Source organism: Streptomyces sp. NPDC088387, from assembly GCF_044753385.1.
GTDB lineage: Bacteria > Actinomycetota > Actinomycetes > Streptomycetales > Streptomycetaceae > Streptomyces.
Map to the genome: position 1 here is coordinate 200229 of NZ_JBIVNC010000007.1, position 25984 is coordinate 226212.

25 protein-coding genes are annotated in these 25984 nt (G+C 71.9%); 4 read left to right on the top strand and 21 right to left on the bottom strand.

The genetic code is table 11. The features are described 5' to 3' along the window. Positions 1-28: 28 nt before the first annotated feature. From ACIQAC_RS20360 to ACIQAC_RS20375, 4 genes are all read right to left on the bottom strand, one after another. Positions 29-970, bottom strand: a complete 942-nt coding sequence (locus ACIQAC_RS20360; protein WP_402193012.1) for a phosphotransferase family protein — start codon at positions 968-970, stop codon at positions 29-31. A gap of 89 nt (positions 971-1059) precedes the next feature. Further along, the gene (locus ACIQAC_RS20365) at positions 1060-1551 is read right to left on the bottom strand and encodes a hypothetical protein (RefSeq protein ID WP_402193013.1); all 492 of its coding nucleotides are present in this window, start codon (positions 1549-1551) and stop codon (positions 1060-1062) included. 153 nt (positions 1552-1704) lie between these two features. Further along, complete coding sequence (locus ACIQAC_RS20370) at positions 1705-1914, bottom strand: hypothetical protein (protein WP_402193015.1); 210 nt, start codon at positions 1912-1914, stop codon at positions 1705-1707. A 197-nt stretch (positions 1915-2111) separates the two neighbouring features. Beyond that, positions 2112-2387: a hypothetical protein gene (locus ACIQAC_RS20375; RefSeq protein WP_402193017.1), complete on the bottom strand. Its 276-nt coding sequence runs from the start codon at positions 2385-2387 to the stop codon at positions 2112-2114. Between the two features lie 196 nt (positions 2388-2583). Here ACIQAC_RS20375 and ACIQAC_RS20380 point away from each other — a divergent pair, with 196 nt between their 5' ends. Next, positions 2584-4056 carry a protein kinase gene (locus tag ACIQAC_RS20380; protein WP_402193404.1) on the top strand — a complete coding sequence of 491 codons (1473 nt, stop codon included), beginning with the start codon at positions 2584-2586 and terminating at the stop codon, positions 4054-4056. Between the two features lie 21 nt (positions 4057-4077). Here the strand turns inward: ACIQAC_RS20380 and ACIQAC_RS20385 are convergent, their stop codons facing one another. From ACIQAC_RS20385 to ACIQAC_RS20430, 10 genes are all read right to left on the bottom strand, one after another. Beyond that, positions 4078-4896, bottom strand: coding sequence for a TrmH family RNA methyltransferase (locus tag ACIQAC_RS20385; RefSeq protein WP_402193018.1), 819 nt, complete (start codon positions 4894-4896; stop codon positions 4078-4080). A 74-nt stretch (positions 4897-4970) separates the two neighbouring features. After that, the gene (gene cobA / locus ACIQAC_RS20390) at positions 4971-6215 is read right to left on the bottom strand and encodes a uroporphyrinogen-III C-methyltransferase (protein ID WP_402193019.1); all 1245 of its coding nucleotides are present in this window, start codon (positions 6213-6215) and stop codon (positions 4971-4973) included. Between the two features lie 247 nt (positions 6216-6462). Then, positions 6463-10221: a nicotinate-nucleotide--dimethylbenzimidazole phosphoribosyltransferase gene (gene cobT / locus ACIQAC_RS20395; protein WP_402193020.1), complete on the bottom strand. Its 3759-nt coding sequence runs from the start codon at positions 10219-10221 to the stop codon at positions 6463-6465. 430 nt (positions 10222-10651) lie between these two features. Then, positions 10652-11857, bottom strand: coding sequence for a precorrin-6y C5,15-methyltransferase (decarboxylating) subunit CbiE (gene cbiE / locus ACIQAC_RS20400; RefSeq protein WP_402193022.1), 1206 nt, complete (start codon positions 11855-11857; stop codon positions 10652-10654). Between the two features lie 115 nt (positions 11858-11972). Continuing rightward, a complete protein-coding gene (locus tag ACIQAC_RS20405; protein WP_402193023.1) occupies positions 11973-12611 on the bottom strand; it encodes a GNAT family N-acetyltransferase in 639 nt (212 codons plus the stop codon). Between the two features lie 161 nt (positions 12612-12772). Then, positions 12773-13597, bottom strand: coding sequence for a MetQ/NlpA family ABC transporter substrate-binding protein (locus ACIQAC_RS20410; protein WP_402193025.1), 825 nt, complete (start codon positions 13595-13597; stop codon positions 12773-12775). Between the two features lie 4 nt (positions 13598-13601). Further along, positions 13602-14435: a MetQ/NlpA family ABC transporter substrate-binding protein gene (locus ACIQAC_RS20415; RefSeq protein ID WP_402193027.1), complete on the bottom strand. Its 834-nt coding sequence runs from the start codon at positions 14433-14435 to the stop codon at positions 13602-13604. A 99-nt stretch (positions 14436-14534) separates the two neighbouring features. Next, complete coding sequence (locus ACIQAC_RS20420) at positions 14535-15272, bottom strand: methionine ABC transporter permease (protein WP_402193028.1); 738 nt, start codon at positions 15270-15272, stop codon at positions 14535-14537. After that, a complete protein-coding gene (locus tag ACIQAC_RS20425) occupies positions 15269-16303 on the bottom strand; it encodes a methionine ABC transporter ATP-binding protein (RefSeq protein WP_402193029.1) in 1035 nt (344 codons plus the stop codon). Before ACIQAC_RS20425 ends, ACIQAC_RS20420 begins: the two co-directional genes overlap by 4 nt. Before the next feature lie 381 nt (positions 16304-16684). Further along, entirely contained in the window at positions 16685-17335 is a 651-nt protein-coding gene (locus ACIQAC_RS20430) for an HAD family hydrolase (protein WP_402193031.1), read from the bottom strand. 69 nt (positions 17336-17404) lie between these two features. Here ACIQAC_RS20430 and ACIQAC_RS20435 point away from each other — a divergent pair, with 69 nt between their 5' ends. Together ACIQAC_RS20435 and ACIQAC_RS20440 are read left to right on the top strand one after the other, a co-directional pair. Then, positions 17405-17764, top strand: a complete 360-nt coding sequence (locus tag ACIQAC_RS20435) for a hypothetical protein (RefSeq protein WP_402193032.1) — start codon at positions 17405-17407, stop codon at positions 17762-17764. After that, the gene (locus ACIQAC_RS20440; protein WP_402193033.1) at positions 17745-18167 is read left to right on the top strand and encodes a hypothetical protein; all 423 of its coding nucleotides are present in this window, start codon (positions 17745-17747) and stop codon (positions 18165-18167) included. Before ACIQAC_RS20435 ends, ACIQAC_RS20440 begins: the two co-directional genes overlap by 20 nt. A gap of 320 nt (positions 18168-18487) precedes the next feature. Here ACIQAC_RS20440 and ACIQAC_RS20445 read toward each other — a convergent pair whose 3' ends face one another. The 3 genes from ACIQAC_RS20445 to ACIQAC_RS20455 all read right to left on the bottom strand — a co-directional run bounded on the left by ACIQAC_RS20445 (position 18488) and on the right by ACIQAC_RS20455 (position 20783). Then, positions 18488-18985: a GNAT family N-acetyltransferase gene (locus ACIQAC_RS20445; protein WP_402193035.1), complete on the bottom strand. Its 498-nt coding sequence runs from the start codon at positions 18983-18985 to the stop codon at positions 18488-18490. A gap of 44 nt (positions 18986-19029) precedes the next feature. Further along, the gene (locus tag ACIQAC_RS20450) at positions 19030-19536 is read right to left on the bottom strand and encodes an RNA polymerase sigma factor (protein WP_402193406.1); all 507 of its coding nucleotides are present in this window, start codon (positions 19534-19536) and stop codon (positions 19030-19032) included. A gap of 74 nt (positions 19537-19610) precedes the next feature. Then, the gene (locus tag ACIQAC_RS20455) at positions 19611-20783 is read right to left on the bottom strand and encodes a glycerophosphodiester phosphodiesterase (RefSeq protein ID WP_402193036.1); all 1173 of its coding nucleotides are present in this window, start codon (positions 20781-20783) and stop codon (positions 19611-19613) included. A 415-nt stretch (positions 20784-21198) separates the two neighbouring features. Here ACIQAC_RS20455 and ACIQAC_RS20460 point away from each other — a divergent pair, with 415 nt between their 5' ends. Beyond that, positions 21199-21873: a lysophospholipid acyltransferase family protein gene (locus ACIQAC_RS20460; protein WP_402193037.1), complete on the top strand. Its 675-nt coding sequence runs from the start codon at positions 21199-21201 to the stop codon at positions 21871-21873. Positions 21874-21990: 117 nt separating this feature from the next. On the opposite strand, the gene ACIQAC_RS20465 is transcribed toward ACIQAC_RS20460, so the two are convergent. From ACIQAC_RS20465 to ACIQAC_RS20480, 4 genes are all read right to left on the bottom strand, one after another. Continuing rightward, on the bottom strand, positions 21991-23199 hold the full coding sequence (locus tag ACIQAC_RS20465; RefSeq protein WP_402193039.1) for a sensor histidine kinase: 1209 nt from the start codon (positions 23197-23199) through the stop codon (positions 21991-21993). After that, a complete protein-coding gene (locus tag ACIQAC_RS20470) occupies positions 23196-23864 on the bottom strand; it encodes a response regulator transcription factor (RefSeq protein WP_402193040.1) in 669 nt (222 codons plus the stop codon). Before ACIQAC_RS20470 ends, ACIQAC_RS20465 begins: the two co-directional genes overlap by 4 nt. Before the next feature lie 37 nt (positions 23865-23901). Further along, positions 23902-24954 (bottom strand): S1C family serine protease, encoded by a 1053-nt coding sequence (locus tag ACIQAC_RS20475; RefSeq protein ID WP_402193042.1) that lies wholly within the window; start codon positions 24952-24954, stop codon positions 23902-23904. A 68-nt stretch (positions 24955-25022) separates the two neighbouring features. Beyond that, on the bottom strand, positions 25023-25973 hold the full coding sequence (locus ACIQAC_RS20480; protein WP_402193043.1) for a VWA domain-containing protein: 951 nt from the start codon (positions 25971-25973) through the stop codon (positions 25023-25025). Positions 25974-25984 lie beyond the last annotated feature (11 nt).

A 25984-nucleotide genomic window follows, 5' to 3' on the forward strand; every position in this document is an offset into this window, starting at 1 on the left:
ACTCCGTCCGCCTGCCGTCGGTTGCACCCTACTTCGCGGAGCTTGCACCCAACTCCGTGGGGATGTCGCCCATTCTCGCCACGGCGTCCACAACCGACTGCTCCACCTCGTCCAACGGCCGGTCCGCGGTCAGGGCCTTCGCCAGCGCGGTCGCTGCGGTCTGGACGGTGAGGGCACGGGCCGGTACGTCGAGTACGGGCCAGGGGTCGCCGTCGGGCGGGACCGCGGGGCCGCGGGCGGTGCGGTAGGCGGTGAGGAAGCGGGTCCACTCGTCGGGGGTGAGCAGTCCGCACGCGTACCAGGCGGCCGGGCGGGCCAGGTCCCAGGCCGGGACGCCCACGCCGAGATCGTCGACGTCTATCAGCCGCCACGGGCCGTCCGGGGCGGGGTGCCGGACCAGCTGGCCGAGGTGGAAGTCGCCGTGGCAGAGGGTGGTGGTGTCGGGCATGGGGGTCTCGGCGCGGGTCCAGGGCGGCAGGGCGTGCCAGGCGTCGAGGATCGCGGGGGTGGCGGGGTGCGCGTCCGCCTTGGGGGCCTGGTGGAGGCGGGCGATCGCTCTTGCCGACTTCGCGGGACCGCGCATGGGGAGGTGAGTGCCGGATGGGGCGGGTGTGCGGTGCAGGTGGGCGAGGAGGGTGGCCGCGGCTTCCCAGGGGGCGGCGTCGGGGGCTTCCGGGTCGACGGGGGTGCCGTAGGGCCAGAAGGTCACCAGTCGCTTGTCCAGGGGGACCGGGTCCTGGCGCAGTGGGGGGACGAAGATCTCGGGGAGGTGGGCGGCCGTGGCGAGGAGGGTGGTGAGGTGGGCCTCGTCGGTGGCGGGGGCGTGGGCCTTGGCGACCGTGCCGGCGTGGCGGACGACTGTGGCGTCGGGGCGGTCGGCGAGGGTTGCGGCTCCGCAGGCGCAGCGGGGGTGGGGGGTTTGGTGGGCTGCGGTTCTGACCTTCGCGGTCAGGGCGGAGAGCAGGGTCACTGGGCGTGGGCCTTTGCGGAGGGTACGTGGGTGGGAGTGGCCGGTGTGCCGCCGCGCTCGGGCTGCGGCACGCCTGTCCTCGGCTCGGGTCAGTCGCCCGAGACGCCCCAGAAGTAGATCTCCCGCGGGGCGCCCTCCGCGGTGTGGAGTACCACGCACCTGCCGTGCCAGCGGTCGTCGGTCAGCGGAGCCAGGGCCGGGACGTGCGCGCGGGTGAGGCGGTCGGTGCCCACTCGCTCGGTTGCCTCGGCGGAACCGAGTGGCCGTACGGTGCCGTAGGTCGGCGGCTCACCCGGACGCCCGATTCTGTCCATGTCCAGGATCGAGTGCGTGCCTTCCTCCTGGGTCTGCTCGTCCTCCCAGAGCTCGTCGATCGTCGCCGGACGAAAACGGGGCTCGCCGTCGTCGTCGGCGGGGTCCCAGTAGTAGTCCTGCTCCTCGAAGATCTTCTCGCGGAGGGCGGTCAGCGCCGCTCCGAGATCCTCTTGGTAGGGAACGTAGTACTCCCAGCCCGACGCACCCATGGCAGCCCGCTTCCGCATCCGGTTCCAGCTCTGGATGCGGAAGCTAGCAGCAGCCACTGACAGGGCCCTCCCGGGCCCGTCAGGGAAAAGCAATGCCGGCGCAGCTCCCCAGCTGCGCCGGCATTTGTGCCGTCCGCCGCACCCCCGTCCCCACGGGGTTATGGGTGGATGTCCCCGCCCGGACCGCTCTTCCGGGCCTGGGGTCGCCGCTCAGCGCCCCAGCATCACGCCCACGGACGACGCCTGAGTGGCCACTGTCTCCCAGCCGTCGAAGACGACCAGCAGCAGGACCGCCAGAGGAAGGGCCATCGCCGTCGCCACCAGCGGGTGGCGCCGGCCGGTACGGCGCGGGCGGAACGCTGCAGCATGTGCCCTGCGTCCCTGTTCACGGATCATCGTCCGCGGTGCCGTGTAGGCCATGGTCCCTCTCCTGACCGTTCTCAGTTGTCTTGGCAGCGGCGGGTGTCTGACCTCGGGGGACGAGTGCTGCACCCGCCGCTTGACCTCAAATCTAGGTGCGCGGCGCTGTGCGGGCGTCATGCCCTCGTACCGATTGCCGGGCCTCCCGGAGGATGAGCCACCACCTGGGGCGTACTCCTCTGGGTGGAGACCACGTCCTACGTCTCGGGGTCTTCCCGGAGGGGGCGACCGGTCTGCCCGGACTTTTCCGAGCTGTCCTCCCGCGGGACGGGCTGCTCGACCAGGGCGAGGACCCGATTCGCCATGAACCGCGCCGTACGCACCACGGTGCCGTTTCGAGTGACTTCGCTCACTTCCACCACACCTCGGCGTACCGCCGTCTCCACCCGGCGGCCCGCCCTGCTCGCCACGACCTCGTACGTCCGTGTTGTGTCCCCTGCGTCCACGACTATCTCCACACGATCACCCTTCACGCGGCCAATCCCCCTTCTGTGAAGACCCGTTGGGATCATGCGGGGCGCCAAGCCGCCCTGCTCGCACGCTCCCTGACCACCTTTCAAGTCTCCCACCCGGCACTGACAATCCGTCGGGTCGAGAGGGCGCGGCCTCTGCGCGCGGGCGGCCGGGGAAACGTAAGCTGTGGCACGTCATACGGACCGGGCAGCGGGGATGAACATGGCGATGATGCGCCTGAGGCGCGAGGACCCGCGCGTCGTCGGCTCGTTCAAGCTTCACAGACGGCTCGGCGCGGGCGGGATGGGCGTTGTCTACCTGGGCTCCGACAAGAAGGGGCAGCGGGTCGCGCTGAAGGTGATCCGGCCCGATCTGGCGGAGGACCAGGAGTTCCGCTCGCGGTTCGCGCGGGAGGTGTCCGCCGCCCGGCGGATCCGGGGCGGGTGCACGGCGCGGCTGGTCGCGGCCGATCTGGAGGCCGAGCGGCCCTGGTTCGCCACGCAGTACGTGCCCGGGCCCTCGCTGCACGACAAGGTCGCCGACCAGGGTCCGCTGACCGCGGCCGAGGTCGCCATGGTGGGCGCCGCGCTCTCGGAGGGGCTCGTCGCCGTCCACGAGGCCGGTGTGGTGCACCGCGACCTGAAGCCGTCCAACATCCTGCTGTCCCCCAAGGGCCCGCGGATCATCGACTTCGGCATCGCCTGGGCGACCGGCGCCTCCACCCTCACCCACGTCGGTACGGCCGTCGGCTCCCCCGGTTTCCTCGCGCCCGAACAGGTGCGCGGCGCGGCCGTCACCCCGGCCACGGACGTCTTCTCGCTGGGCGCGACGCTCGCTTACGCGTCGACCGGCGACTCGCCCTTCGGGCACGGCAGTTCCGAGGTGATGCTGTACCGCGTCGTCCACGAGGAGGCGCACACGTACGGCGTGCCGGACGCGCTCGGCCCTCTCATCCGCGCCTGTCTGGCGAAGGACCCCGAGGAGCGGCCCAGCACGCTCGACCTGTCGCTGCGGCTGAAGGAGATCGCCGCGCGGGAGGCACAGGGCATGCTCGACGGGCGTCCGCCGGCGCCGCGTTCCGGTGAGGCGGACCGGCCGACCGGGCGGCTCGCCGAGACGTACCCGGAGCAGACGTATCCGGAGCAGCAGCGGGTGCAGCGGCGTCCGCAGGGTCCGCGCCCGGCACAGGGGGCGACACCCGCGCCGCGGGGTCCCGCGCCGTCCCGCGGATCGACTCCCGCGCGGGGCGGGACTCCGCCACGCGGTGCCGGCACTCCGCGCGGTGGCAGCACTCCGCGCGGGAACGCGGTCGGGACGGGAACCTCCCGGACCGGTTCCGGTTCGCGCCCCGCGTCCACCGGCCGCAACACGCCCGGCGGACGCAACACACCCGCCGCGCGGAACACAACCCGCTCCAACGGCTCACGGCCCACCCAGCGCGGAAGCGGCGGGCGCCCGGCCGGCCGCGGCAACGGCAGCTGGCTGCGGCCCGCCAACCCCCGGCTGCTGCGGCAACGGCTGTTCGTCTTTGTGGTCGTCACGCTGTTGGTGGCGGTGGGGATCGCGTTGGTGCAGGGGTGTACGGGGCCCACGCGCGGGCTCGGTCCCGGCAGTGGTGGCACCGGGATGGGTGTCGGTGAGCGGCACGCGCGCGTGGAGGGGACTCAGGCCCTGCCCGCCGACCTGTGACAAGTGACCGGTGAGGCCGGTCTACAGGTCGGGGCGGCCGGTGGCCACCGCGTAGAAGGCGACCGCCGCCGCCGCGCCGACGTTCAGCGAGTCGACGCCGTGGGCCATCGGGATGCGTACCCATTCGTCGGCCGCGACCAGGGCCTGGGTGGTGAGGCCGTCGCCCTCGGCGCCCAGCATGAGGGCCACCCGGTCCATGTGGTGCGGGGCTGCCTCGTCGAGGGACTTCGCCTTCTCGTCCGGGGTGAGGGCGAGCAGGGTGAACCCGGCCTCGCGGACCGACTCCAGCCCCTTGGGCCAGGTCCCGAGCCGGGCGTAGGGCACGGAGAAGACGGCGCCCATCGAGACCTTCACACTGCGGCGGTAGAGCGGGTCGGCGCAGTCCGGGGAGAGCAGTACGGCGTCCATGCCGAGCGCGGCGGCCGAGCGGAAGATCGCGCCGATGTTGGTGTGGTCGTTGACCGACTCCATGACGACGACCCGGCGGGCGGTCTGGAGCAGGTCGGCCGCCGTCGGGAGCGGCTTGCGCTGCATGGAGGCGAGGGCGCCGCGGTGCACGTGGTAGCCGGTGACACGTTCGGCGAGTTCGGGGCTGACCGCGTAGACGGGGGCGGGGAGTTCGTCGATGACGTCGCGCATGACGTCGACCCACTTGGCGGAGAGCAGCATCGAGCGCATCTCGTAGCCCGCGTCCTTCGCCCTGCGGATGACCTTCTCGCCCTCGGCGATGAACAGGCCCTCGGCGGGCTCGCGTTTGCGGCGCAGTTCGACGTCGGTCAGGCCCGTGTAGTCGCGCAGGCGCGGGTCGTCGGGGTCCTCGACGGTGATGAGATCGGCCACAGGGTGATACTGCCTTGTCGTACGTACGGTGCCAACGGCGCGGGACGGGTTGGGTTACCCGGAGTTACTCGGGATTACTCGGAGGGATCACCGGCCGGGGCCGGCCCGACCTTCACGACCTCGCCGATGACGATGACCGCGGGGGGCTTCACGTCATGGGTCCGTACGGCCTCGGCGGCCGTCGCGAGGGTCGCGTCGACGCGGCGCTGACCGGCCGTGGTGCCCTCCTGGACCAGGGCGACGGGGGTGTCCGGGGACTTGCCGTGCGCGATCAGCGTCTCGGCGACCTTGCCGATCGTGGCGACGCCCATGAGGATCACCAGCGTGCCGGTGAGCCTGGCGACGGACGGCCAGTCGACCAGCGAGCGTTCGTCGTCAGGGGCGATGTGACCGCTGACCACGGTGAACTCGTGTGCGACACCGCGGTGGGTGACCGGGATGCCGGCGGCGCCCGGGACGGAGATCGAGCTGGAGATGCCGGGGACGACCGTGCACGGGACGCCGGCCTCCGTGAGCGCCTGGACCTCCTCCATGCCACGGCCGTAGACAAAGGGGTCGCCGCCCTTGAGCCGTACGACGGACTTGCCCTGCTTGGCGTGTTCGATCAGGGCGTTGTTGATGGCCTCCTGGGCCATGAAGCGGCCGTACGGGAGCTTGGCCGCGTCGATCACCTCGACGTTCTGGGGGAGTTCCGCGAGGAGGTCGCGCGGGCCCAGGTGGTCGGTGATGACGACGTCGGCCTCGGCGAGCAGACGGCGGCCGCGGACGGTGATCAGGTCCGGGTCGCCGGGGCCGCCGCCGACCAGGGCGACGCCGGGGGTGCGGGTGCGGTGGTGGGGGGCGACCAGGGTGCCGTCGCGCAGGCCCTCGACGACCGCGTCCCGGACGGCCGCGGTGTGGCGGGGGTCGCGGGACTTGGAGTCGGTCGTGAGGATCGCGACCGTGACGCCCTCGCTGTGGCCGGTCGCCGGGGTCCAGGCGGTGGCCCGGTCGGCGTCGTCGGAGCGGACGGCCCAGACGCGGTGGCGTTCCGCTTCCGCGGAGGCGCGGGTGTTGGCGTCGGGGTCACTGGTGGCGATGAGGGCGTACCAGGCGTTCGCCAGGTCGCCGTCCGTGTAGGGGCGCTGCGCCCAGGTGATCTCACCCGCGTCGACCATGGCTTCGACGGAGGGGGTAGCCCGGGGGGAGACGAGGACGATGTCGGCGCCGGCCGCGATGAGCGCCGGGAGGCGGCGCTGGGCCACCTGGCCGCCGCCGAGCACAACGACCTTGCGGTCGGTGAGGCGGAGGCCTACGGGGTAGGCGGGGTGTTCTGCCATGAGGGGGCTCCCTTGTGCGGTGCAGTGCCCTGACGTGCGGATTTTATGTGGTGGGGGCGTTGGTGGGTGCCGGGGGCGTGGCCGGGCGTGCCTGGTCCGGTGTGCGAAACGGCCGCCCCCCCCCGAATCCGCGGGGCGGGTGCACGGTGGCCAAGGAGCATCGCCGACTGCGGGTGGCGGGGCTCCGCCCTGTGCAGCGCCTGCCCACAGCCCCGCGAGGGTCTGCCTGGGAGCCTGAAGAGAGGGGCTACTTCTCTGTTACTCCTGCTGAGTCGAAGGTGGCCACCTCGTGCATGGCTCTGGCTGTGCTCTGGACCATGGGGAGGGCCAGCAGGGCGCCGGTGCCTTCGCCGAGGCGGAGGTCGAGGTCGACCAGGGGGCGCAGGCCCAGTTTGTTGAGGGCGGCCACGTGGCCGGGTTCCGCGCTGCGGTGCCCGGCGATGCAGGCGGCCAGCACCTCGGGGGCGATGGCGCGGGCGACGAGCGCCGCGGCGCCCGCGCTGACGCCGTCCAGGATCACCGGCGTACGCAGGGACGCCCCGCCGAGGAGGAGGCCGACGATCGCCGCGTGTTCGAAGCCGCCGACCGCGGCGAGTACGCCGATGGGGTCGGCCGGGTCCGGCTGGTGGAGTTCGATGGCGCGGCGGACGACCTCGGTCTTGCGGGCGAGGGTCTCGTCGTTGATGCCGGTGCCACGCCCCGTGACCTCCGCCGGGTCGGTGTCCGTGAACACGGAGATCAGGGCGGCCGACGCGGTGGTGTTCGCGATGCCCATCTCACCGGTGAGCAGGGCCTTGTTGCCGGCCGCCACCAGGTCGCGGGCCGTCTCGATGCCCACCTCGATGGCCGCCTTGGCCTCCTCGCGGGTCATCGCGGGACCGGTCGTCATGTCGGACGTCCCCGCGCGGACCTTGCGCGGCAGCAGCCCCGGCGTGGCCGGCAGCTCCGTGGCCACACCGACGTCTACGACACAGACCTCGGCGCCGACCTGGCTCGCGAAGGCGTTGCAGACCGCTCCCCCGCCGAGGAAGTTGGCCACCATCTGGGCCGTGACCTCCTGCGGCCAGGGGGTGACGCCCTGGGCGTGCACCCCGTGGTCGCCGGCGAAGATCGCGACGGCCGCGGGCTCCGGGATCGGCGGCGGGCACTGCCGGGACAGCCCGGCCAGCTGGGCGGAGATGATCTCCAGCATGCCGAGCGAGCCCGGCGGTTTCGTCATCCGCTTCTGCCGTTCCCAGGCCTCGCCGAGCGCCTTGGCGTCCAGCGGGCGGATCTGGGCGACGGTCTCGCCGAGCAGGTCGTGCGGGTCCTCGCCGGGCAGGGCGCGACGGCCGTACGTCTCCTCGTGCACGACCCAGGACAGGGGGCGCCGCTTGGACCAGCCCGCCTGCGTCAGCTCGGGCTCGTCCGGGAACTCGTCGACGTATCCGACACAGAGGTAGGCGACGACCTCCAGGTGTTCGGGCAGGCCGAGGGTGCGGACCATCTCGCGCTCGTCGAAGAAGCTGACCCAGCCGACGCCGAGGCCCTCGGCGCGCGCGGCGAGCCAGAGGTTCTCGACGGCGAGCGCGGAGGAGTACGGGGCCATCTGCGGCTGGGTGTGGCGGCCGAGGGTGTGCCGGCCGCCGCGGGTCGGGTCGGCGGTGACGACGATGTTCACCGGGGTGTCGAGGATGGCCTCGATCTTCAGTTCCTTGAACTGCTTCGCGCGGCCCTTGGGCAGCGACTTGGCGTACGCGTCGCGCTGGCGCATCGCCAGTTCGTGCATCGCGCTCCGCGTGTCGGCGGAGCGGATGACCACGAAGTCCCAGGGCTGCGAGTGGCCGACCGAGGGCGCGGTGTGGGCGGCCTCCAGGACACGGAGCAGCACCTCGTGCGGGATGGGGTCGCCGCGGAAGCCGTTGCGGATGTCGCGCCGCTCGCGCATGACCTTCAGTACGGCCTCGCGCTCGGCGTCGTCGTAGGCGGGCGCGGCCGGGCCGGTGGACTGACGTGCTTCTGCCACGGGGGCCGTGCTCTCTTCGTCCTGGTCGGCGGCCCGGGTGTCCAGGTCCTCCGCGTGCTGTACGACCTCGTAGTCGGGCCCTTCCGCGGGAGCGGGGTCCGCCTCGCGCGGGGCGGGGACCATGACGTACGGCTCCTGCTGGGCAGGGGCGTCGACGGCAACCGGCCGCTCCGCCGGTGCCATGGGTTCCGGCTGCTCCTCGAAGGCCTCTACCGGTACGGAGAGCGGGTGCGGCGGGGTCGGGGCGAGGTGCGGGGTGGTCGGCACCTGGCCCTCCACCGGCACGAACTCGCCCAGCGGCTGGTCCGCTTGGGGCGCCATGCTCAGCGCGCCGGGCAGTTGGGTGGTGGCGTCCGCCGGTACGGGCTCCGCCACCCTCGCGGGCGGGAACGCCTCGTCGGAGACGGGGGCGGAAGCGGCGATCGGGGTGGGGGAAACCGGGATGGGGGCGACGGCCTGGACGGGGTCCGGCCGGTCGGTCGGCTCGTCCGGTGCCACGGCGGGCAACGGCTCCTGTACGACCTCGGGCACGGGCGTCCCGGCGGCCACGTCCCGGGCCGGTACGGCGACCGGCGCGTCCGGGATCTGGGCGCCCTGCGGAGCCTGGTTGGGGTCCGCCGTGTTCACCGGCGCCTGTACGGGGTCGGCCTGCGCGGGCTCGGCGTCCGGGGCTGCGGCGTGCGGCTGCGGCATCTCCGCACCGGCGTTGGCGGAGAAGGCGGCGTCGGAGTCGGTGACGGGAGCGAAGTCGGGTGTCCCGTCGAGCGGCGGGACGGGGGCGGAGGGAGCGACGGGCATCGGACCCGCGTCCTCAACGGGCAGAGCCTCCTGGCCCTGGCCCTGGTCCTGGCCTTGGTTCTGGCCTTGGTTCTGGCCCACATCCGCGACGGGCTCGGGCACCTGGACGGGCTGCGGCTCCAGAACAGGCTCGGGCGAGTGAGCGTACTGGGCCTCCACAGCAGGCTCGGGCGAGTGAGCGGACTCGGCCTCCAGAACAGGCTCGGGCAGCGGCGCGTGCTGCGGCTCCGTCACCGGCGCGGCAGCCGGCGGCGTACCGGACTCGTCGGCGGCGACGGCGGGCACGGTCACCGGCACCTGGCCGGACTCGCCCCCCGGCTCCGTCGCGGGAGCCGGTTCCGGCTCCGGCTCCGGGAATCCACCGGGGTCGACCGGGCCCGGGGCCTCGGCGGCCGACGAGGTGGCAGCGCCCTCCACCCCGGGCATCGGAGGCAACACCGGCTCCGCAATGGCCTCGTAGGCCTCCGCGGGCTCACCCGGCCCGTCCGGCCCGTCCGTCGTAACCGCCTGCGGGCCAACCGTTTCGGCAGGCTCCGCCTCCACGGCCACCGGGGCCGGAACGGTCATCGCGGCCGGAACAGTCACCGCGACCGGAACGGCCACCGGCGCCGGCACCTCGTGGGGCTGCGGTTCGACCGGAGCCTGCACCTGCACCTGTACCGCGGCCGGGACTTCGACCGGTACCTGCACCGGGGCCGCCGGAGCCTGTGCGGGGGCCGCCGCGGCACCCCAGGGCGCCGCGTTCTGCGGCGCCGACTCGCCCGGGCGCGGGACGTCCAGGTATTCGGGGCCCGCCGACGGACCCGGCTGGCGGGGCGGCAGGCCGGCGGGGCCGCGGTCGGCGAGGGAGCGGACCGGGCTCGCGGAGGCGTCGGGGGTGGGCGGGCCGAGGTGCAGCGGGCGGCGGGGCGGGGCGGGGGCCGGCGCGGACAGCCGTACGCCGGTGAGGTCGACGTTGCCGCTGTCGCGGCCGGCGGTCTCGTGCGGGCCCGGCTCGTGCACGGCCTCGACGACGGGGACGGGCGGGGGCGGTGCCACTTCGTTGCCCCATGCGCCCTGGGCACCCGGCAGCAGCAGGTCTTCGTCCTCGGCGGGGCTCTCGGAGAGGTAGGTGTACGCGCTGGGCGTGGGGACGCCCGGCTGCTCCACCGTGCCTGCGTTCTCCGGCAGCCCCTCGCCCGGGACCTGGCCGGTGTCGGTCATGCGAACCCCTCGCCCATCGGTTAGTGCTTCTACGGCCGGCTCACCCGGGAACGGCGCACCGACCGCCCCGTAGTGAAGAACGAGCGGGCATGCCCGGCGGCACGAAGGTCCCGCCGGAAAAGACGACAAAGCCACTCGGTGGCATTGTCGCGGCCGTTCCCCCGCCGCGACAGCTTGATCCGCGACGGCCCGCTGTGGACTGCGCCACGTTGCGCGTCCCCCGGTTTGTGCCGTACCACACCCACCTCAAATCGGGTGGGTTTTCCGGACATTGGCCGACGAAGCGACGGGTGCCCGAGTGCGGTACAACGATCGGCCAGCCTACCGCGCGCAGTACGACAACAGGATCACTGGGAGCACAATGACAGCCCTTTTGTTCGGTTTCGCACTCCCGCTGTCCCGACCCGTGCGATCGGTGGGTGCCCGTGCCCTACGAGCGGGTCAGTTCCCCGCTGAGCAGGAACGCGACGCTGCGTTCCGTCTCGGTCCAGGCCCTGGTGTCGAGGTCCACGGACTGAAGGAGGGCGCACTCGACGTGGTAGCCGTGCTCGCTCAGGTCGCGGCCGACGCGTTCGGCGGCGTCGCGCGTCCCGGCGTGGGTGACGATGCGCTGCGGACGGCGGTCGGCGACGGCGGAGACCACGGCCGCTCCCCCGCCGCCGATGCGGACGACGTCGGGTTCGGGGAGGTTCTCCAGGACGTGCGGGGCGGTGCCGAGGACGATCTGGAGCTGGACGCCGAAGCGTCGGGCCGCGGCCTCGGTGCGCGCGCAGGAACGGGGGTCGAGGTCGACGGCGATGACGGCGGCGCCCGCCGCGGCGGCCTCGGTGGCGAAGGCGCCGCTGCCGCAGCCGATGTCCCAGACGAGGTCGCCGAGCCGGGGGCCGAGGCGGGCGAGCTGGGCGGCGCGCAGCACGTCCCGTTCGCCTTCGCCGAGTTCGCCGCCGTAGACCTGGGCGGGCCGGGTCCAGCCGCGGGGGCCCGCGGCCGGGTCGCGGCCGGCGATCCAGCCGCCGCCCTCGGTCGCGCCGACGGGTCCGCCGACGACGATGACGACGTTGGGGTCGCGCCAGGTGTGGTCGGCGGCCTTGTCGGAGGTCAGGACGGTGACCTGCTCGTGGTCCGTGCCGAGTTCCTCGCAGATGACGAAGGTGCGGTGGACGCCCTCCATCAGCAGGCCGAGTTCGGCGGGGCCGGCGCCGGGTGAGGTGAGAACGGCGACCTTGGTGTGGGCGCGGCATACATTCACCGCGCGTCGCAGGGTGCGCGGGTGGGCGACGACCACGTGTGCGTCGTCCCAGGGCATTCCGGCGCGGGCGAAGGCGGCGGCGACCGGGGAGACCGCGGGGACGACTTCGACCTCCAGGCCGAACTCGGGTCCGCGCAGGGTCCGTACGACGCCGAAGAAACCGGGGTCGCCGTCGGCGAGCACCACCGCGGTGCCGCGGTGGCCGGCGATACGGCGGGCGGCGAGGTCGACGCTGCCGAGCCGGATCCGCTCGGCGCTCGCGGGCACCTCGGGCAGTGCGAGGTGGTGGGCGGCGCCGGCCACCAGCGTGGCGGCACCGAGGGCGCCGCATGCCGCGGCGGTCAGTGGCGAGCCGTCCCAGCCGATCACCGTGACCCGGTCGGCCATCGTCGTCAGTCTCCAGGGGTCTGCGCAGGTCGTCGGGGTGTACCCGCGGCGGAGCGGGCTCCGTGAGCGTACCTGGTGGCGGGGCGCGGGCGGCGGGTGGTGCCTCGTCGTACGGTCAGTTCCAGTCGGTGTACGAGGTGAAGCCGCCGGTGTCGGCGAGTTCCTCGGCGGCGCCCTCCAGGTCCTCCGGCAGCAGGCTCCAGACGATGTAGTCGGTACGCACCTCGGTCCAGCGGCCGTCCTCGGTGCGGGCGCGCGCTATGCAGGCGCCGCGCAGCACCCCTTCGCTGATGCAGCCGATCTTCTGCGCGACCTGCTGGGCGGCGGTGTTGTCGGCGGCCGTGCGCAGCTCGATACGTTCGAACTTCTGGTCGCCGAAGACCCATTGGGCGGTGGCGAGCGCGGCCTCGGAGGCGTAGCCCTCGCCGCGGGCCCAGGGGGCGACGATGTAGGAGAGCTCGGTGGAGCGGACGTGCCAGTCGGTCCTGACGAGGCGGATGATGCCGACGAGACGCTGGGTGAGGAACTCGGTGACGGCGAGGTCGAGGCCGCGGCCCGCGGTGCGTTCGGCGGGCGCGCCCTCGGTGATCCAGGCGCGGGTGGCGTCCCTGGTACAGGGGTGGGGTACGTCGATCCAGGCGACGACCTGCTCGTCGTTCATCATCTCGGTCAGGGCGGGCAGGTCCTCGTCCTCCAGGGGACGCAGCACCAACCGCTCCGTGCTGATGGAGATGGTGGGGAAGGTGCTCGTCATGCGCGCTCCGTAACCGTCGAAGGAATCTTCGAAACCGTCAGGTACTGCTGAACTGCCCAGCATGCAGCATGAAAGCACTGAACCGCACCACGGGGTCCACTCCGTTCTCGGGAGCGGACCCCGGTGCGGCGGGGTGGTGCCGGGGCGGCGCCGATGCGGTGTCAGGCGGTCGTGACCGGCAGGACCGAGCCCTGGTACTTGTCCTCGATGAACTTCCTGACGTCGGCGGACTTGAGCAGCTGTACGAGCTTCCCGACCCGCGGATCGTCCTCGTTCCCGCGTTTGACGGCGAGGATGTTGGCGTAGGGGTTGTCCTTCGCCGACTCCAGGAGGACGGCGTCCTTGGTGGGGCTGAGGCCCGCGTCCTGGGCGTAGTTGTTGTTGATGACCGCCGCGTCGAGGTCGTCGAGCGAGCGGGGCAGCTGGGCGGGGTCGAGTTCCTTGAAGGTCAGCTTCTTCGGGTTGGCCGTGATGTCCGCGGGGGACGCGTCCGTGCCGGCGTCCTTCTTGAGCGTGATGACGCCCTGCGCGGCGAGGAGTTTCAGGGCCCGGCCCTCGTTGGTGGTGTCGTTGGGCACGGCGACGGTGGCTCCGTCGGCGAGCTCGGTGACGTCCTTGACCTTCTTCGAGTACACGCCCATGGGCGGGAGGTAGGCGTCCACGACGGGGACCAGGTCGGTGCCCTTGGCCTGGTTGAAGTCGTCCAGGTAGGGCTTGTTCTGGTACAGGTTGGCGTCGAGCGTGCCTTCCTGGAGTGCCGTGTTGGGCACCACGTAGTCCGTGAACTCCTGGATCTCCAGGCGCAGTCCGGCCTTCTCGGCGAGGTTGTCCTTGATGTACGTCAGGACCTCGCCGGCCGGGACGGCGGTGGCGCCGACGACGAGGGTGTCGTCGGGGCCGTCGCCGCCGGAGCCGGAACCGCAGGCGGTCAGTGCGAGGGAGAGCGCGAGGGCGCTGGTCGCGAGGGGTGCTGTACGGCGCTTCATGGGATCAGAAGGCCGCGACGACGGCGCCGTCGTACTCGTCGTTGATGAACTTCTTCACCTCGGGCGAGGTCAGCAGCTTCGCGAGCTCCTTGACCCGCGGGTCGTCCTCGTTGCCCTTCTTCACGGCGAGGAAGTTGCCGTACGGGTTGTCCTTGGGGGACTCGGCCGCGATGGCGTCCTTCGCCGGGCTGAGGTCGGCCTCCAGGGCGTAGTTGCCGTTGATGACGGAGGCGTCGACGTCGGCGAGGGAGCGCGGCAGCTGGGCCGCCTCCAGCTCCTTGAACTGAAGGTCCTTCGGGTTGGACTCGATGTCCTTCGGGGTCGCCGCGTAGCCCGCGCCGGACTTGAGGGTGATCAGGCCGTTGGCTTCCAGCAGCTTCAGCGCGCGGGCCTCGTTGGTCGTGTCGTTCGGGACCGCGACCGTGGCGCCCTTCTTCAGTTCGTCGAGCTTCTTGACGCTCTGCGAGTAGACGCCGAGCGGCTCCAGGTGAACGGTGGCGCCGGGGACGGCGACGATGTCGGTGCCGTTCTTCTTGTTGAAGTCGTCGAGGTAGGGCTGGTGCTGGAAGTAGTTGGCGTCGACCTCGCCCTGCTGGACGGCCGTGTTCGGCGTCACGTAGTCGGTGAACTCCCTGACCTCCAGGTCAAGACCGGCCTTCTCGGCGAGGTTGTCCTTGACGAAATTCAGGATCTGGCCCTGCGGGGTGGCCGTGGCGGCGACGGTGAGCGGTCCGCTCGCGTCGGAGCCGGAGTCCTGCTCGGAGCCGCAGGCGGAGAGTCCGAGGGTGAGGGCTCCTGCGGCGAGCACGGCGGTGGTGATCTTGGCGGTGTTACGCACGAAAAGTGCCTTTCCTATGGGGTGGTGCGACCCCGCGTGGGTGTGCGGGGAGTCCGGGGAGGGGTTGCGCGACCTCAGGTGGTCCCGCGGATTCAGGGGCTACGCGACCTTGCCGACGTCGGCCGCCCGCGGCTGCCTGCCGCGCAGCAGGCGGAGCCCGGGGCCGGGGCCGGAGCGGCCGCCGCGCCGGTGCAGGGAGCGGGCCGCGTAGTCGCCGGCGAACTGGATGACGGAGATAGCGACGGCGAGGACGGCCACGGTGATCCACATCAGGCCGGTCTCGAAGCGCTGGTAGCCGTAGCGGACGGCGAGGTCGCCGAGTCCGCCGCCGCCGACCGTGCCGGCCATGGCCGAGTAGCCGATGAGGGCGATGACGGTGGTCGTGGTGGAGGCGATCAGGGACGGCAGGGCTTCGGGGACCAGGACCTTGCGGACGATGGTCCAGTTGCTGCCGCCCATCGACTGGACGGCCTCGACGAGCCCGTCGTCCACCTCGCGGACGGCCGTCTCGACCAGGCGGGCGAAGAACGGGATACCGCCGATGGCGAGCGGGACGATCGCGGCCTCGCTGCCGATGGTGGTGCCGGTGACCCAGCGGGTGAAGCTCATCAGGGCGACCATCAGGATGATGAACGGCATCGAGCGGCCGATGTTCACGATCTGCCCGATGACCTTGTTCACCACGGTGTTCTGGAGCAGTCCGCCGCGGTCGGTGAGGACGAGCAGCAGGCCGATGGGCAGGCCGAGGGCGACGGCGATCAGGGTGGACCAGCCGACCATGATCAGCGTCTCGGTACACGCCTGCTCCAGCAGGGGCTGCATCTCGGACCAGGTCACTTGGCACCTTCCTTCAGCAGAACGGGCTCCTGGCCCACCACGTCGATCTGGAGGCCCTGTTCACGCAGGAAGCCGACGGGTACGACGTTGTCCTCGTAGCGGCCGGGGAGTTCGATGCGCATCCGGCCGACCTGGAGGCCGCCGACGGTGTCGATGGCCGCGCCGAGGATCGAGATGTCGATGTTGTAGGTGCGGGACAGCTGCGAGATCACGGGCCGGGTGGCGGCCTCGCCCTGGAAGGTGACGTCGAGGACGGTCCGGTCATCCGCCGAGGGCTCGCCGCCGACCGGGAAGAGCGCGGCGGCCAGTTCGGAGCCGGGGGTCGCGAGCAGTTCGCTGACGGTGCCGGACTCGACGATGCGGCCGTCCGCCATCAGGGCGGCCGAGTCGCAGACGCTCTTGACGACGTCCATCTCGTGGGTGATGAGCAGGACGGTCAGTCCGAGCTGCTGGTTCAGGTCGCGCAGCAGCTGGAGGATCGAGCGGGTGGTCTCGGGGTCCAGGGCGCTGGTGGCCTCGTCGGAGAGCAGCACCTTGGGGTCGCCGGCCAGGGCGCGGGCGATGCCGACGCGCTGCTTCTGGCCGCCGGAGAGCTGGGCGGGGTAGGCCTTGGCCTTGTCGGCGAGGCCCACCAGGTCGAGCAGTTCGAGCGCCTTGCGGGATCGTTCCTTCCCCGACTTTCCGAGGATCTCCAGGGGCAGCTCCACGTTGTCCTGCACGGTCCGCGTGGACAGCAGGTTGAAGTGCTGGAAGACCATGCCGATCCGGGAGCGGGCCTGGCGCAGTTCGCGGCTCGCGCGGCTGCCGCGTCCGGCGAGTGCGGTCAGGTCCTGGCCGGCCACGGTGACCGTGCCCGCGGTGGGCCGTTCCAGGAGGTTGACACAGCGGATGAGGGAGGACTTGCCGGCGCCGGACTGGCCGATGACGCCGTAGACCTCGCCCTCGCGTACGTGCAGATCGACGCCGTCTAGGGCGGTGACCTCGCGGCCGCGTGAGCGGTAGACCTTGGTCAGGCCTGTTGTCGTGATCACTGGGGGGTTTCCGTCACTGTCGAGTGCCGGGGCGTGGGTGTGCGCCGGGCACGGGTGCATGCGGTCGGGAACGCAGCACGGCTCTTCGCGGTGGCGATGGGAACCGGGGAGAACGTGTGCGCGGGGCAGGCTCAGTCGCGTACGGCGGCGTACGGGCGGACGTGAGCGGTCTCGCTTCGGGGCGCGAGACGCGGGGTGGTGCGGGGGCCCTCTAGAAGGCGCACATTCGACACATACAGCGAGCACCGGGCGTCATGGTCGCCTCGGTCGCAAAGGTGCGGCTGCTCGTCGTGGTCATGCGATCAGTAAACCAGACGTACGGTCCTGACAGGTCACCGCTGTCCGGATACTGGACAGCGGTGGACACCCGTGGCGCGGGGCTCAGCCGCGGACCGAGATCTCCACGCCTGCGGCTGTGACCAGCACGGACAGCGCGGAGAGATCGTTCACGACCAGATCGGCGTCGAGTTCGTGGGCCTGGTGGGTTGTGGCCAACGCCACGGTGGTCATTCCGGCGGCGCGGCCCGACGCGAGACCGGCCGGGGCGTCCTCGAAGACGACACAGCGGGCCGGGTCGACACCCAGTTCGCGGGCGGCCAGGAGGTAGGGCTCGGGGTCGGGCTTGCCGCGGGTGATGTCGTCGGCGGCGATCAGGGTCTTGGGCAGGATGCCGACGGCTTCGAGCCGGGCCTCGGCGAGCCGGCGGGTGGCCGAGGTGACGACGGCCCAGCGGTCGGCGGGCAGTGCGTCGATCAGGTCGCGGGTGCCGGGGAGCAGCCGTACGCCGTCGTTGGGTACGTCCTCCACCTCCAGCAGTTCGATCCGCGCGACCGCCGCCGGGACCGTCTCGGCGGGCAGCAGGTCGGCGGCTATCTCGACGGCGGGGCGGCCGTGCAGTTCCACACGCGCGAAGTCCTCGGCGGGGATGCCGTACTCCGCGGCCCAGCGGGTCCAGCAGCGGTGGACGGAGTCGAGGGAGGAGACGAGGGTGCCGTCGTTGTCGAAGAGCAGGGCTTCAGCGCGGATGTTCATGGCCTCGACCCTACGGGGCACGGCGGGGGTGGCCGCGGCAGGCCTTTTGGGCCGTAATAGGGTCTCAGCATGCTTGATGCCCTGACCCTGGCGACCGGCGTCGCCGGGCTGCTGCTCGCCGCGTGGTGCGGCTGGGCCGCGTACCGGGACCAGCCGACGAAGGACTGGCACTTCATCGGGATGGCGGTGGTGTCGGTCCTGGCGCTGGTCCAGCTGGTGGTCGGGATCGTGCAGCTGGCGCGGGGCGAGAAGCCGGAGCAGGGGACGACGATCTTCGTGTCCTATCTGATCGGCGCGTTCTTCTGTGTGCCGGCCGCGGGGTTCATGTCGCTGGCCGAGCGGAGCAAGTGGGGGTCCGCGACGGTCGCCGCCGGCGGGGTCGTGCTGGCCGTTCTGGAGGTGCGGCTCTATGACATCTGGGCAGGCTGAGATGACGGCCACCAAGTCCCGGCTCATCGGCGGGCCCGGGATTCTGCTGGTGTGGCTGTACGGGGTGATGGTCGTCGGGGCGGTGTCGCGGTCCGCGTACCAGATCGCCACGGAGTTCGATCGGGCGCCGCTCGCTTATTCGCTGTCCGCGGTGGCGGGGGTGGTGTACGGGTTCATCACGTACTCGCTGGTGCGGGGTGGGGAGGCGGCGCGGCGCGCTGCGCTGGCCTGTTGTGTCGCCGAGTTGGTGGGGGTGCTGACGGTTGGCACCTGGACGTTGGTGGAGCCGTCTGCGTTTCCCGACGCGACCGTGTGGTCGGACTTCGGGATGGGGTACTTGTTCATTCCGGTGCTGTTGCCGGTCACGGCGATTTACTGGTTGCGGAAGGGTCGGCAGGGCTGAGCCTCGTCGGCGGGTGCGGGTGCGGGGCCGGTGGCGGTGCCAGTGCGGGTGCGGGTGCGTGGGGGCTGGTCGCGCAGTTCCCCGCGCCCCTTGGGTGGGTTCCGGGGAACCGGCGTCACCAACGCCCCGGTGCCTGACGGAGAAGCCCTGCGCGATGGTCGCGGCCACGCGGCGGAGCCGCAAATCGATACAGCCCCGCGCCCCTTGCGTGGGTTGCGGGGAGCGGCGTCACCAACGCCCCCAGCGTCTGGAGGCGAAGCCCTGCGCGATGGTCGCGGCCGCGCGGCGGAGCCGCGGCGCGCGCCCCGCCCGCGTTCGTTTCACGCCGTCTGGGCGTACGCCCCCGCGTGCTTCTCCAGGACGACCATGGGCACGCCGTCCTTGCCCTGTTCGGTGCCTACCGTTTCGTAGCCGACCTTGCGGTAGAGGCGGAGGTTCACCTCGCTGCGGTGGCCGGTGAGGAGGCGGAAGCGCTTCGCTCCGTGCTTGTCGGCCAGGTTGGCCTCGGCCGCGCCCAGCAGCCGGGCGCCGATACCGTGGCCCTGGAGGCGGGGGTGGACGCAGAGGCGGCCGATGAACGCGGCGCCGTCCTCGGTCACCGAGCCGCGTACGGAGCCGATCACCTCGTCGCCGAGCCGCGCCACGAAGACGCAGTCGCCGGCGACCTCCTCGCGGACCGAGTCCAGGGTCTGGACGAGCGGGTCGATGCGGTAGTTGCCGTACAGCGCGGCCTCGCTCTGGAAGCACAGGTATTGCAGCTTGAAGATCTGCTCGGCATCCTGGTCGGTCGCCTCGGAGATGATCACGCTCATGCCCATGTGTGCACGCCTCCCGCTCACCTGTCGCCTGTTGTCCCTCACTCCTATCCCCGTGCTCCGTGGGCCGCAACCTCCGGCGCAAGCAATCGCCGCAGACATCCCAGACATCTGGAGCGTTCCGGGCCGAGACTGCCCTGTGAGATACCCAACTCCCCCGCGATCTCCCGGTATGTCAGGTCCCTCGGGGACAGCAGCGCCTCCAGCAGCCGGGGGCAGCGGCCGGGCAGGCGGCGTACGGCGGCCCGCAGGGTGCGCCCGCGCGCGGCGGCGAGGGCGAGGTGTTCGGGGCCCGGCGTCATGACGTCCACGGGCTCACCCTCGTACGGCCGTTCGAGCGCGTTCGTACGGCGGCTGCGGCGGGCCTCCGAGCGGACCGCGTGGCGCAGCCAGCGCTGCCAGTCGGGCGGTGGGCCGTCGGTGTCCAGGCGCTCCAGGAGGCGCAGCCAGACCGCCTGCTCCAGGTCGGCGGGCTCGGTTCCGCAGGCGACGGCCTCGGCGGAGGCCTCCGCGGCGAGCAGCGGGCGTAGGACGGTGACCAGGTCGGGAGTCATATGCAGCGGGACGCGGCCGTCCGGGCTGCGGTTGCCCGGACGGCCGTTGTTCACCCCAACCGGGGTGGTGGAGCTCAGCCGTTGACGAATGCCTCGCGGGCCAGCAGGCCGGTGTCGGGCTGGTCGGTGAAGACACCGTCGATGCCGGTCTCGAAGTACGCCTGGTAGACGGCGAAGACATCGCCGTAGGCGTCCGCGTCGCTGCCCTTGCGGAAGGCCGGCGGCAGGAACGGGTTCTCGTTGCGCATCGTGTAGGGGTGCAGGATCAGACCGACCCGGTGCGCGTCGGCGACCAGGGTGGAGGGCTTGGTGAAGTTGCCCGCCGCGTCCTTCGGGATGATCAGGTCCACGGTGGGGCCGATGCCCTGGGCGTAGGAGGCGATCTCGCGCAGGCCGGCCGGCTTGACCAGGTCGGCGGTGGTGCGCGGGTCACCGGTCTCGACGAAGTCCCAGGGGCGGGTGGAGGCGCCGGAGAGCAGCACCACGAGCGGGTTGTCGACCAGCTTGTTCATCCGCTGGATGCTGGTCGGCTCGAAGGACTGGAGGATGACCGGCGAGTTCCACTTGTTGCGGCCGTACTTGCGCAGCACCTTCGCGACCCGCTCCTCCAGGGCGAGGCCCTGCTTGCGGAAGTAGGTGGGGTGCTTGAGCTCGGGGTAGATCCAGACCTGCTTGCCGCGCTTGCGGGTCTGCTCGTCCTGCCACTGGAGCACCTCCTCGAAGGTGGGGATCTCCCAGTGGCCGTTGTAGAGCGTGTTGTGCGGGCGGTTGGCCGGGATGCGCTCGATCGCGCGCAGCGTCTTCAGCTCGGCGAGCGTGAAGTCCTCGGTGAACCAGCCGGTGGTGGCGACCCCGTCGAGCTGCTTGGTCTTCTTGCGGTCGGTGAACTCCTTGTGGTCCGCGACGTCCGTGGTGCCGCCGATCTCCGGCTCGTGGCGGCAGACCAGATGACCGTCCCTGGTGGGGACCAGGTCGCCGGCCTCGACGATGTGGGCACCCATGTCGAGGGCCAGCTGGTAGGAGCCGAGGGTGTGCTCGGGGCGGTAGCCGCTGGCCCCGCGGTGACCGATGATGGTCGGCCTGGGCAGGCTCTTCAGGCCGCTGCCTCCGTGACGCGCGTCGGCTTGCGCCGTGCCGGACAGACCGAGGACTGCCCCACCCGCGCCGAACACGGCGGCCCCCAGCAGAGCCCGTCGCCCCGTGTTCGCCTGGTTCTTCGCCTGCTCGTTCGGCTCCTGCGATGCCATCAGCGGTCTCCTTGCCATCCGCTCCGCGTCGCGCTCCGCTCCGGGGCGCGCGCCCCTCCGGCCGAGCGCCGGGTGGTGCGCGCTGATCGTAGACGTGCGAACGTGACAGAAGGGCGGCCTCGACCCGAACACCGGGGTGATGCTGAATGTCGTGCCGACGCCGAGGAGTGACGGGCTGTCGGGTTGGGGTCCGCCCGCGGGGGCACCCGGGCGGTACGGGAGCCGCGAGATCCGTCACATCGCCCGGTGCGGGTTACGGGCGTGCTACGCGGCGCCACCGCAGGTGAACAGCGGTCAACACCACGTAATACCTCGGTGAACCCGATGTGCGTCACGCCGGGAACCGCGAGTATCGTCCTCACCTGCACAGACTCATACCGATTCCCCTGACAAACCCTTGACACCGGAGGGCCCGTTGTCCCGCTTCGCGCTCATCAAGGCAGTGCTCGGACCGATCATGCGCCTGATGTTCCGCCCCCGGGTGGAGGGAGTGGAGCACATTCCGGGCGACGGTCCCGTGATCCTGGCCGGGAACCACCTCACGTTCATCGACTCGATGATCCTGCCGCTGGTCTGCGACCGTCAGGTCTTCTTCATCGGCAAGGACGAGTACGTCACCGGCAAGGGGTTCAAGGGCCGGCTGATGGCCTGGTTCTTCACCGGCGTCGGCATGATCCCGGTCGACCGGGACGGCGGCAAGGGCGGGGTCGCGGCGCTGATGACCGGGCGCCGGATCCTGGAGGAGGGGCGGCTCTTCGGCATCTACCCCGAGGGCACGAGGTCGCCCGACGGACGGCTGTACCGGGGGCGTACGGGGATCGCGCGGCTCACGTTGATGACGGGGGCGCCGGTGGTGCCGTTCGCGATGATCGGCACGGACAAGATCCAGCCCGGGGGGTCGGGGATGCCGCGGCCCAGTCGGGTGACCGTGCGGTTCGGGGAGGCGCTGGAGTTCTCCCGGTACGAGGGGATGGACCGGGATCGGTATGTGCTGCGGGCCGTTACGGACTCGGTGATGACCGAGGTCATGCGGCTGTCCGGGCAGGAGTATGTGGACATGTACGCGACGAAGGCCAAGGAAGCGGCGTAGCGTTTCCGGTTGTCGGGTGCGGCGCCGTTGTGGCTGGTCGCGCCCACGCGGCGGAGCCGCACATCGCCACAGCCCCGCGCCCCTGGAACGTCGCCCCTTGCGGGGCGTGATCACCGGCTAGAGCGGTGCGTCGGGCGGAGGACCGCCGTTCTTGTCGCTTCCCGGCTCCGGGAGCCACAGGACGAAGGTCGAGCCCTCTCCTACTCGGGAGAAGAGGCGGACCTGTCCGCCGTGGGATTCGACGATCTGGCGGACGATCGCCAGGCCCAGGCCCGCGTGACGGTCGCGGGTGCCGCCGTTGGCCTTGGCGCGCCAGAAGCGGTCGAAGACGCGGGTCTGGTCGTCGTCGAGGATGCCGGGACCCTCGTCCCGTACGGCCGTCCAGAGCCAGCCCTCCGCGTGGCCGGCGGCGACCACGATGAGGGTGCCGGGCGGCGCGAGCCGTACCGCGTTCGACAGCAGGTTGCCGACGGCCCGGCGCAGGGCGTCGTGGTCGCCGATGACGGTGAGACCACCGGGCAGCCGGCGTTGCAGGTCGAGCCCGCGTTCGACAGCGAGCGGCCCGAACTCCTCGGACGCCTCGCGGGCCGCCGCCGCGAGATCGACGTCGGCGTCGGCGAGGGCGGGCGCGTTGCGCCGGGCGGTGGCGAGCAGGTCCTCGACGAGCCGGGTCATCCGGGTCGTGGCCCGGTCCACACCGCGTACGGCGGTCCGCCGCTCCGCCTCGTTGGACTCCTCCGAGTTCAGTACGGCGTCCAGGTTGGCGCGGATGATCGCCAGCGGGCTGCGCAGTTCGTGCGACGCGTCGTCGATGAGCTGGCGCTGGGCGCGGAACGCCTCGTCGAGCCGGTCCAGCATCGAGTCGACGGTGTCGGCGAGTTCGCGCAGTTCGTCCTTGGGGCCGGTGAGGCGGATGCGCTGGGAGAGGTCGGTGGCCTGGATCTCGGCGGCGGTCCGGGAGATGGACCGGACCGGGCGCAGGGCGCGGCCGGAGAGGATCCAGCCGATCAGCGGGCTGGCCACGGCGAGGACACCGAGCACCACGAAGGAGAAGTTGCGCAGGTTGCCGAGGGTCTCGTAGTTGACGGCCGCCTCGACCTCCTGGAGCTTCACGACGTCTATCTCGCCGATGTAGACGTCGTTGACGTACTTCTTGGCGCTGAACCCGTCGCTGACCGGGTGTGCCTCGCCGCTGCGTTCGACGGCCAGGTAGGTGGCGCCGAGGACGAGGGCCGTGAGGACGAAGAGCAGGCCGGAGTAGAGGACGGTGAGCCGGAAGCGGATGGTGTGGGTGAAGGCGGGGAGACGTACGCGGGGTCGTTTCATGTCATGTCCTTGAGCCGGTAGCCCTGCCGGATCACCGTCTCGATCAGCGGCTCGTCCTCTCCGGTGACCTTGCGGCGCAACGAGCCGACGGTGACCCGGACGGTGTTGGTGAACGGGTCGGCGTGCTCGTCCCAGACATGTTCCAGCAGCTCCTCGGCCGGTACGACCCTGCCGGGCCGGGTCATCAGATAGTGCAGGACGCTGAACTCCTTGGGCGTCAGCGGCAGCCGCCGCTCGCCCCGGTACGCCTCGAACCGGGCGGTGTCCAGGCGCAGTTCACCGACCTCGACGATCGCGGTGCCGCCGTCCTCGCGGCGCAGCAGGGCCCGGATGCGGGCCAGCAGTTCGGGCAGGGCGAACGGCTTGACCAGGTAGTCGTCGGCGCCCGCGTCGAGGCCCCGCACCCGGTCGGCGAGCCGGTCGCGGGCGGTGAGCATGAGGATGCGGGGCCCTCCGGGTGCGCTGCGGACGGCCCGGCAGACGGCGAATCCGTCGCCGTCGGGGAGGTTCAGGTCCAGCAGGACGAGGTCGTAGTCGTTGACGGCGAGTTTCTCGGTGGCCGTGTCGACGTCCGGGGCGACGTCGACGGCGTACCCGGCCCTGACCAGGCCGACCCGGAGCGCGACGACGAGGTCCTCCTCGTCCTCGACGACGAGCAGTCTCATGCCGGCCTCCAGCGCCCGAGATCCACCATGCCTGTCCCTATCCCCCGTCGATGATCGTCTGTGCCGCGTCCATGGCGTCCTCCACCGGGATCGCGAAGCCGATCCCTATGGAGCCGCCGCTCTCCTGGTTCAACGTGGCGATGGCCGTATTGATCCCGATGACCCGGCCCTCGTCGTCGACCAGCGGTCCGCCGGAGTTGCCGGGGTTGATCGAGGCGTCCGTCTGGAGGGCCCTGCGCTGTCCCCCACCGTCTCCCAGCCGCACGGACCGGTCCAGCGCGCTGACGATTCCGGAGGTCACCGTGCCGCTGAGGCCGAGCGGTGAGCCGATCGCGAGCACGGTGTCGCCGACGGCGGGGCGTACACCGGTGGCGAGGTCCGCGGCGTCCAGGCCGCGCGCGGTCTCGGGTTCGAGGACGGCGACATCGTTCGCGGGGTCGTCGCCGACCACCTGCGCGCTCAGCCGGCGCCCGTCCTGGAGCTCCAGGGTCACGCGCGAACTGCCGTCCACGACATGGGCGTTGGTGAGGACGCGGCCGCGCGCGTCGAAGATGAAGCCGGAGCCCTGTCCGCGGGACGTCTCCACGGAGACCACGCTGGGCAGCACCCGCGCGGCGACGGCCTCCAGGTCACCGGCCCGGACGGCGGCGGCCGGGGTCTCGCTCTCCTCGTCGCCGAACATCCCGGCGGCGTATCCGGCGAGCCCGCCCGCGAGGACGGCGGCGATCAGGGTGACGGCAAGGGAGCGGGAGGTGCGCGGCGGACGCTGCCCGGCCGGGGACGGGGGCTGCCGCACAGTCGTGTACGTGTACGAGGGGGTGGCCGGGTCGGTGGCGTACGGGGCCGGCTGCGTCGCCCTCTCCGGCGGGCGGCCGGCGAGAAAGCCGGGGCCGCGCGGGGCGCCGAGGCCGTACAGGGGGGCGTCCTCGGGGCCGGGGAGAGGGGTGCTGGGCGGCGGCGGGGGCGTCAGCGGGATGCCGTTGCTGTAAGGGGCGCCGGTGTCGGTGTCGGTGCCGGCGGGTGGCACGCCGAGGCCGGCCTCCGTCTTCTCCAGCCGTCCGCCGAGTCCGGGATAGCCGTTCTCCGTCACGATCTGCCTCCTTGGTCGGTGGGTGAGCCGGTCGGCATGTGATGGCGGGCCTCACGTGGTGCGGGCGCTCAGGGGATGCGGGAGAACCAGAGCAGGGACATCGCGGCCGCGGCCAGCGCGCTGATCAGACCGGCCGCCACGAACCACTGCCAGACCTCGCGTTCCTCGGTGCGGTAGCCGACGGAGCTGCCGATGTCCTCGTAGACGTCCTGGAGTTCCTCGCCCGTCGCGGCCTCGTGGAAGTCGCCGCCGGTGGCGGTGGCGAGCTGTTCGAGGGCGGCGCCGTCGGCCGGCACCTGGACGAGGTCGCCGGACGGGAGGGTGATCGTGCCCTCCTCGGTGCCGTAGGCGATGGTCGAGACGGGGATGCGGTCGGCCGCGATCTCGCCGGCTGCGGCCTCCACCGAGCGGCCGGAGGTGTTGGAGCCGTCGGAGAGCAGGACGACATGGGCGGGCGGCGGTTCGGTCTCGGCCTGTTCGTCGAGGGTGCGGATCGCGTCGCGGGCCGCCAGGACGGCCTCGCCGATGGCGGTGCCCTCCTCCGTCCGCAGCCGCCCGATCGCCGTGCGCAGCATCTCCCGGTCGGTGGTCGGCGGGACGGCGACGGACGCGGTGCCGCTGAAGGGGACCAGTCCGGCGTTGAAGCGTTCGGGCAGCCGTTCCACGAAGGCCAGGGCGGCCTCGCGGGCGGCCTCGAAGCGGTTCGGCTCGATGTCGGTGGCCTCCATGGACGCCGAGACGTCGAAGGCGACGACGATCGTGGCGCGCTCCCTGGGCACCTGTACGTCCGTGGTCGGGCGGGCGAAGCCCACGACGAGCAGGCCGAGGGTGGCGCAGAAGGCGGCGGCCGGGAGGTGGCGGCGCCAGCCGGGGCGGCTGGGTGCGACCTTGTCGAGCAGATCGAGGTTGGTGAACCGGACGGCGTACCGGCCGCGCCGGCGCTGCACCACCAGATAGGCGGCGATCAGTCCGGCGAGCGGCAGCAACAGCAGCAGCCAGCCGGGCGAGCGGAGATTCATCGCGTCTCCTT

Excerpts from the sequence above, each read along its gene's own strand:
- ACIQAC_RS20370 (WP_402193015.1), bottom strand. The coding sequence starts at position 1,914 with ATGGCCTACACGGCACCGCGGACGATGATCCGTGAACAGGGACGCAGG.
- ACIQAC_RS20380 (WP_402193404.1), top strand. The coding sequence starts at position 2,584 with ATGAACATGGCGATGATGCGCCTGAGGCGCGAGGACCCGCGCGTCGTC.
- cobA (WP_402193019.1), bottom strand. The coding sequence starts at position 6,215 with ATGGCAGAACACCCCGCCTACCCCGTAGGCCTCCGCCTCACCGACCGC.
- cobT (WP_402193020.1), bottom strand. The coding sequence starts at position 10,221 with ATGACCGACACCGGCCAGGTCCCGGGCGAGGGGCTGCCGGAGAACGCA.
- cbiE (WP_402193022.1), bottom strand. The coding sequence starts at position 11,857 with ATGGCCGACCGGGTCACGGTGATCGGCTGGGACGGCTCGCCACTGACC.
- ACIQAC_RS20405 (WP_402193023.1), bottom strand. The coding sequence starts at position 12,611 with ATGACGAGCACCTTCCCCACCATCTCCATCAGCACGGAGCGGTTGGTG.
- ACIQAC_RS20410 (WP_402193025.1), bottom strand. The coding sequence starts at position 13,597 with ATGAAGCGCCGTACAGCACCCCTCGCGACCAGCGCCCTCGCGCTCTCC.
- ACIQAC_RS20430 (WP_402193031.1), bottom strand. The coding sequence starts at position 17,335 with ATGAACATCCGCGCTGAAGCCCTGCTCTTCGACAACGACGGCACCCTC.
- ACIQAC_RS20435 (WP_402193032.1), top strand. The coding sequence starts at position 17,405 with ATGCTTGATGCCCTGACCCTGGCGACCGGCGTCGCCGGGCTGCTGCTC.
- ACIQAC_RS20440 (WP_402193033.1), top strand. The coding sequence starts at position 17,745 with ATGACATCTGGGCAGGCTGAGATGACGGCCACCAAGTCCCGGCTCATC.
- ACIQAC_RS20445 (WP_402193035.1), bottom strand. The coding sequence starts at position 18,985 with ATGGGCATGAGCGTGATCATCTCCGAGGCGACCGACCAGGATGCCGAG.
- ACIQAC_RS20450 (WP_402193406.1), bottom strand. The coding sequence starts at position 19,536 with ATGACTCCCGACCTGGTCACCGTCCTACGCCCGCTGCTCGCCGCGGAG.
- ACIQAC_RS20455 (WP_402193036.1), bottom strand. The coding sequence starts at position 20,783 with ATGGCATCGCAGGAGCCGAACGAGCAGGCGAAGAACCAGGCGAACACG.
- ACIQAC_RS20465 (WP_402193039.1), bottom strand. The coding sequence starts at position 23,199 with ATGAAACGACCCCGCGTACGTCTCCCCGCCTTCACCCACACCATCCGC.
- ACIQAC_RS20470 (WP_402193040.1), bottom strand. The coding sequence starts at position 23,864 with ATGAGACTGCTCGTCGTCGAGGACGAGGAGGACCTCGTCGTCGCGCTC.
- ACIQAC_RS20480 (WP_402193043.1), bottom strand. The coding sequence starts at position 25,973 with ATGAATCTCCGCTCGCCCGGCTGGCTGCTGCTGTTGCTGCCGCTCGCC.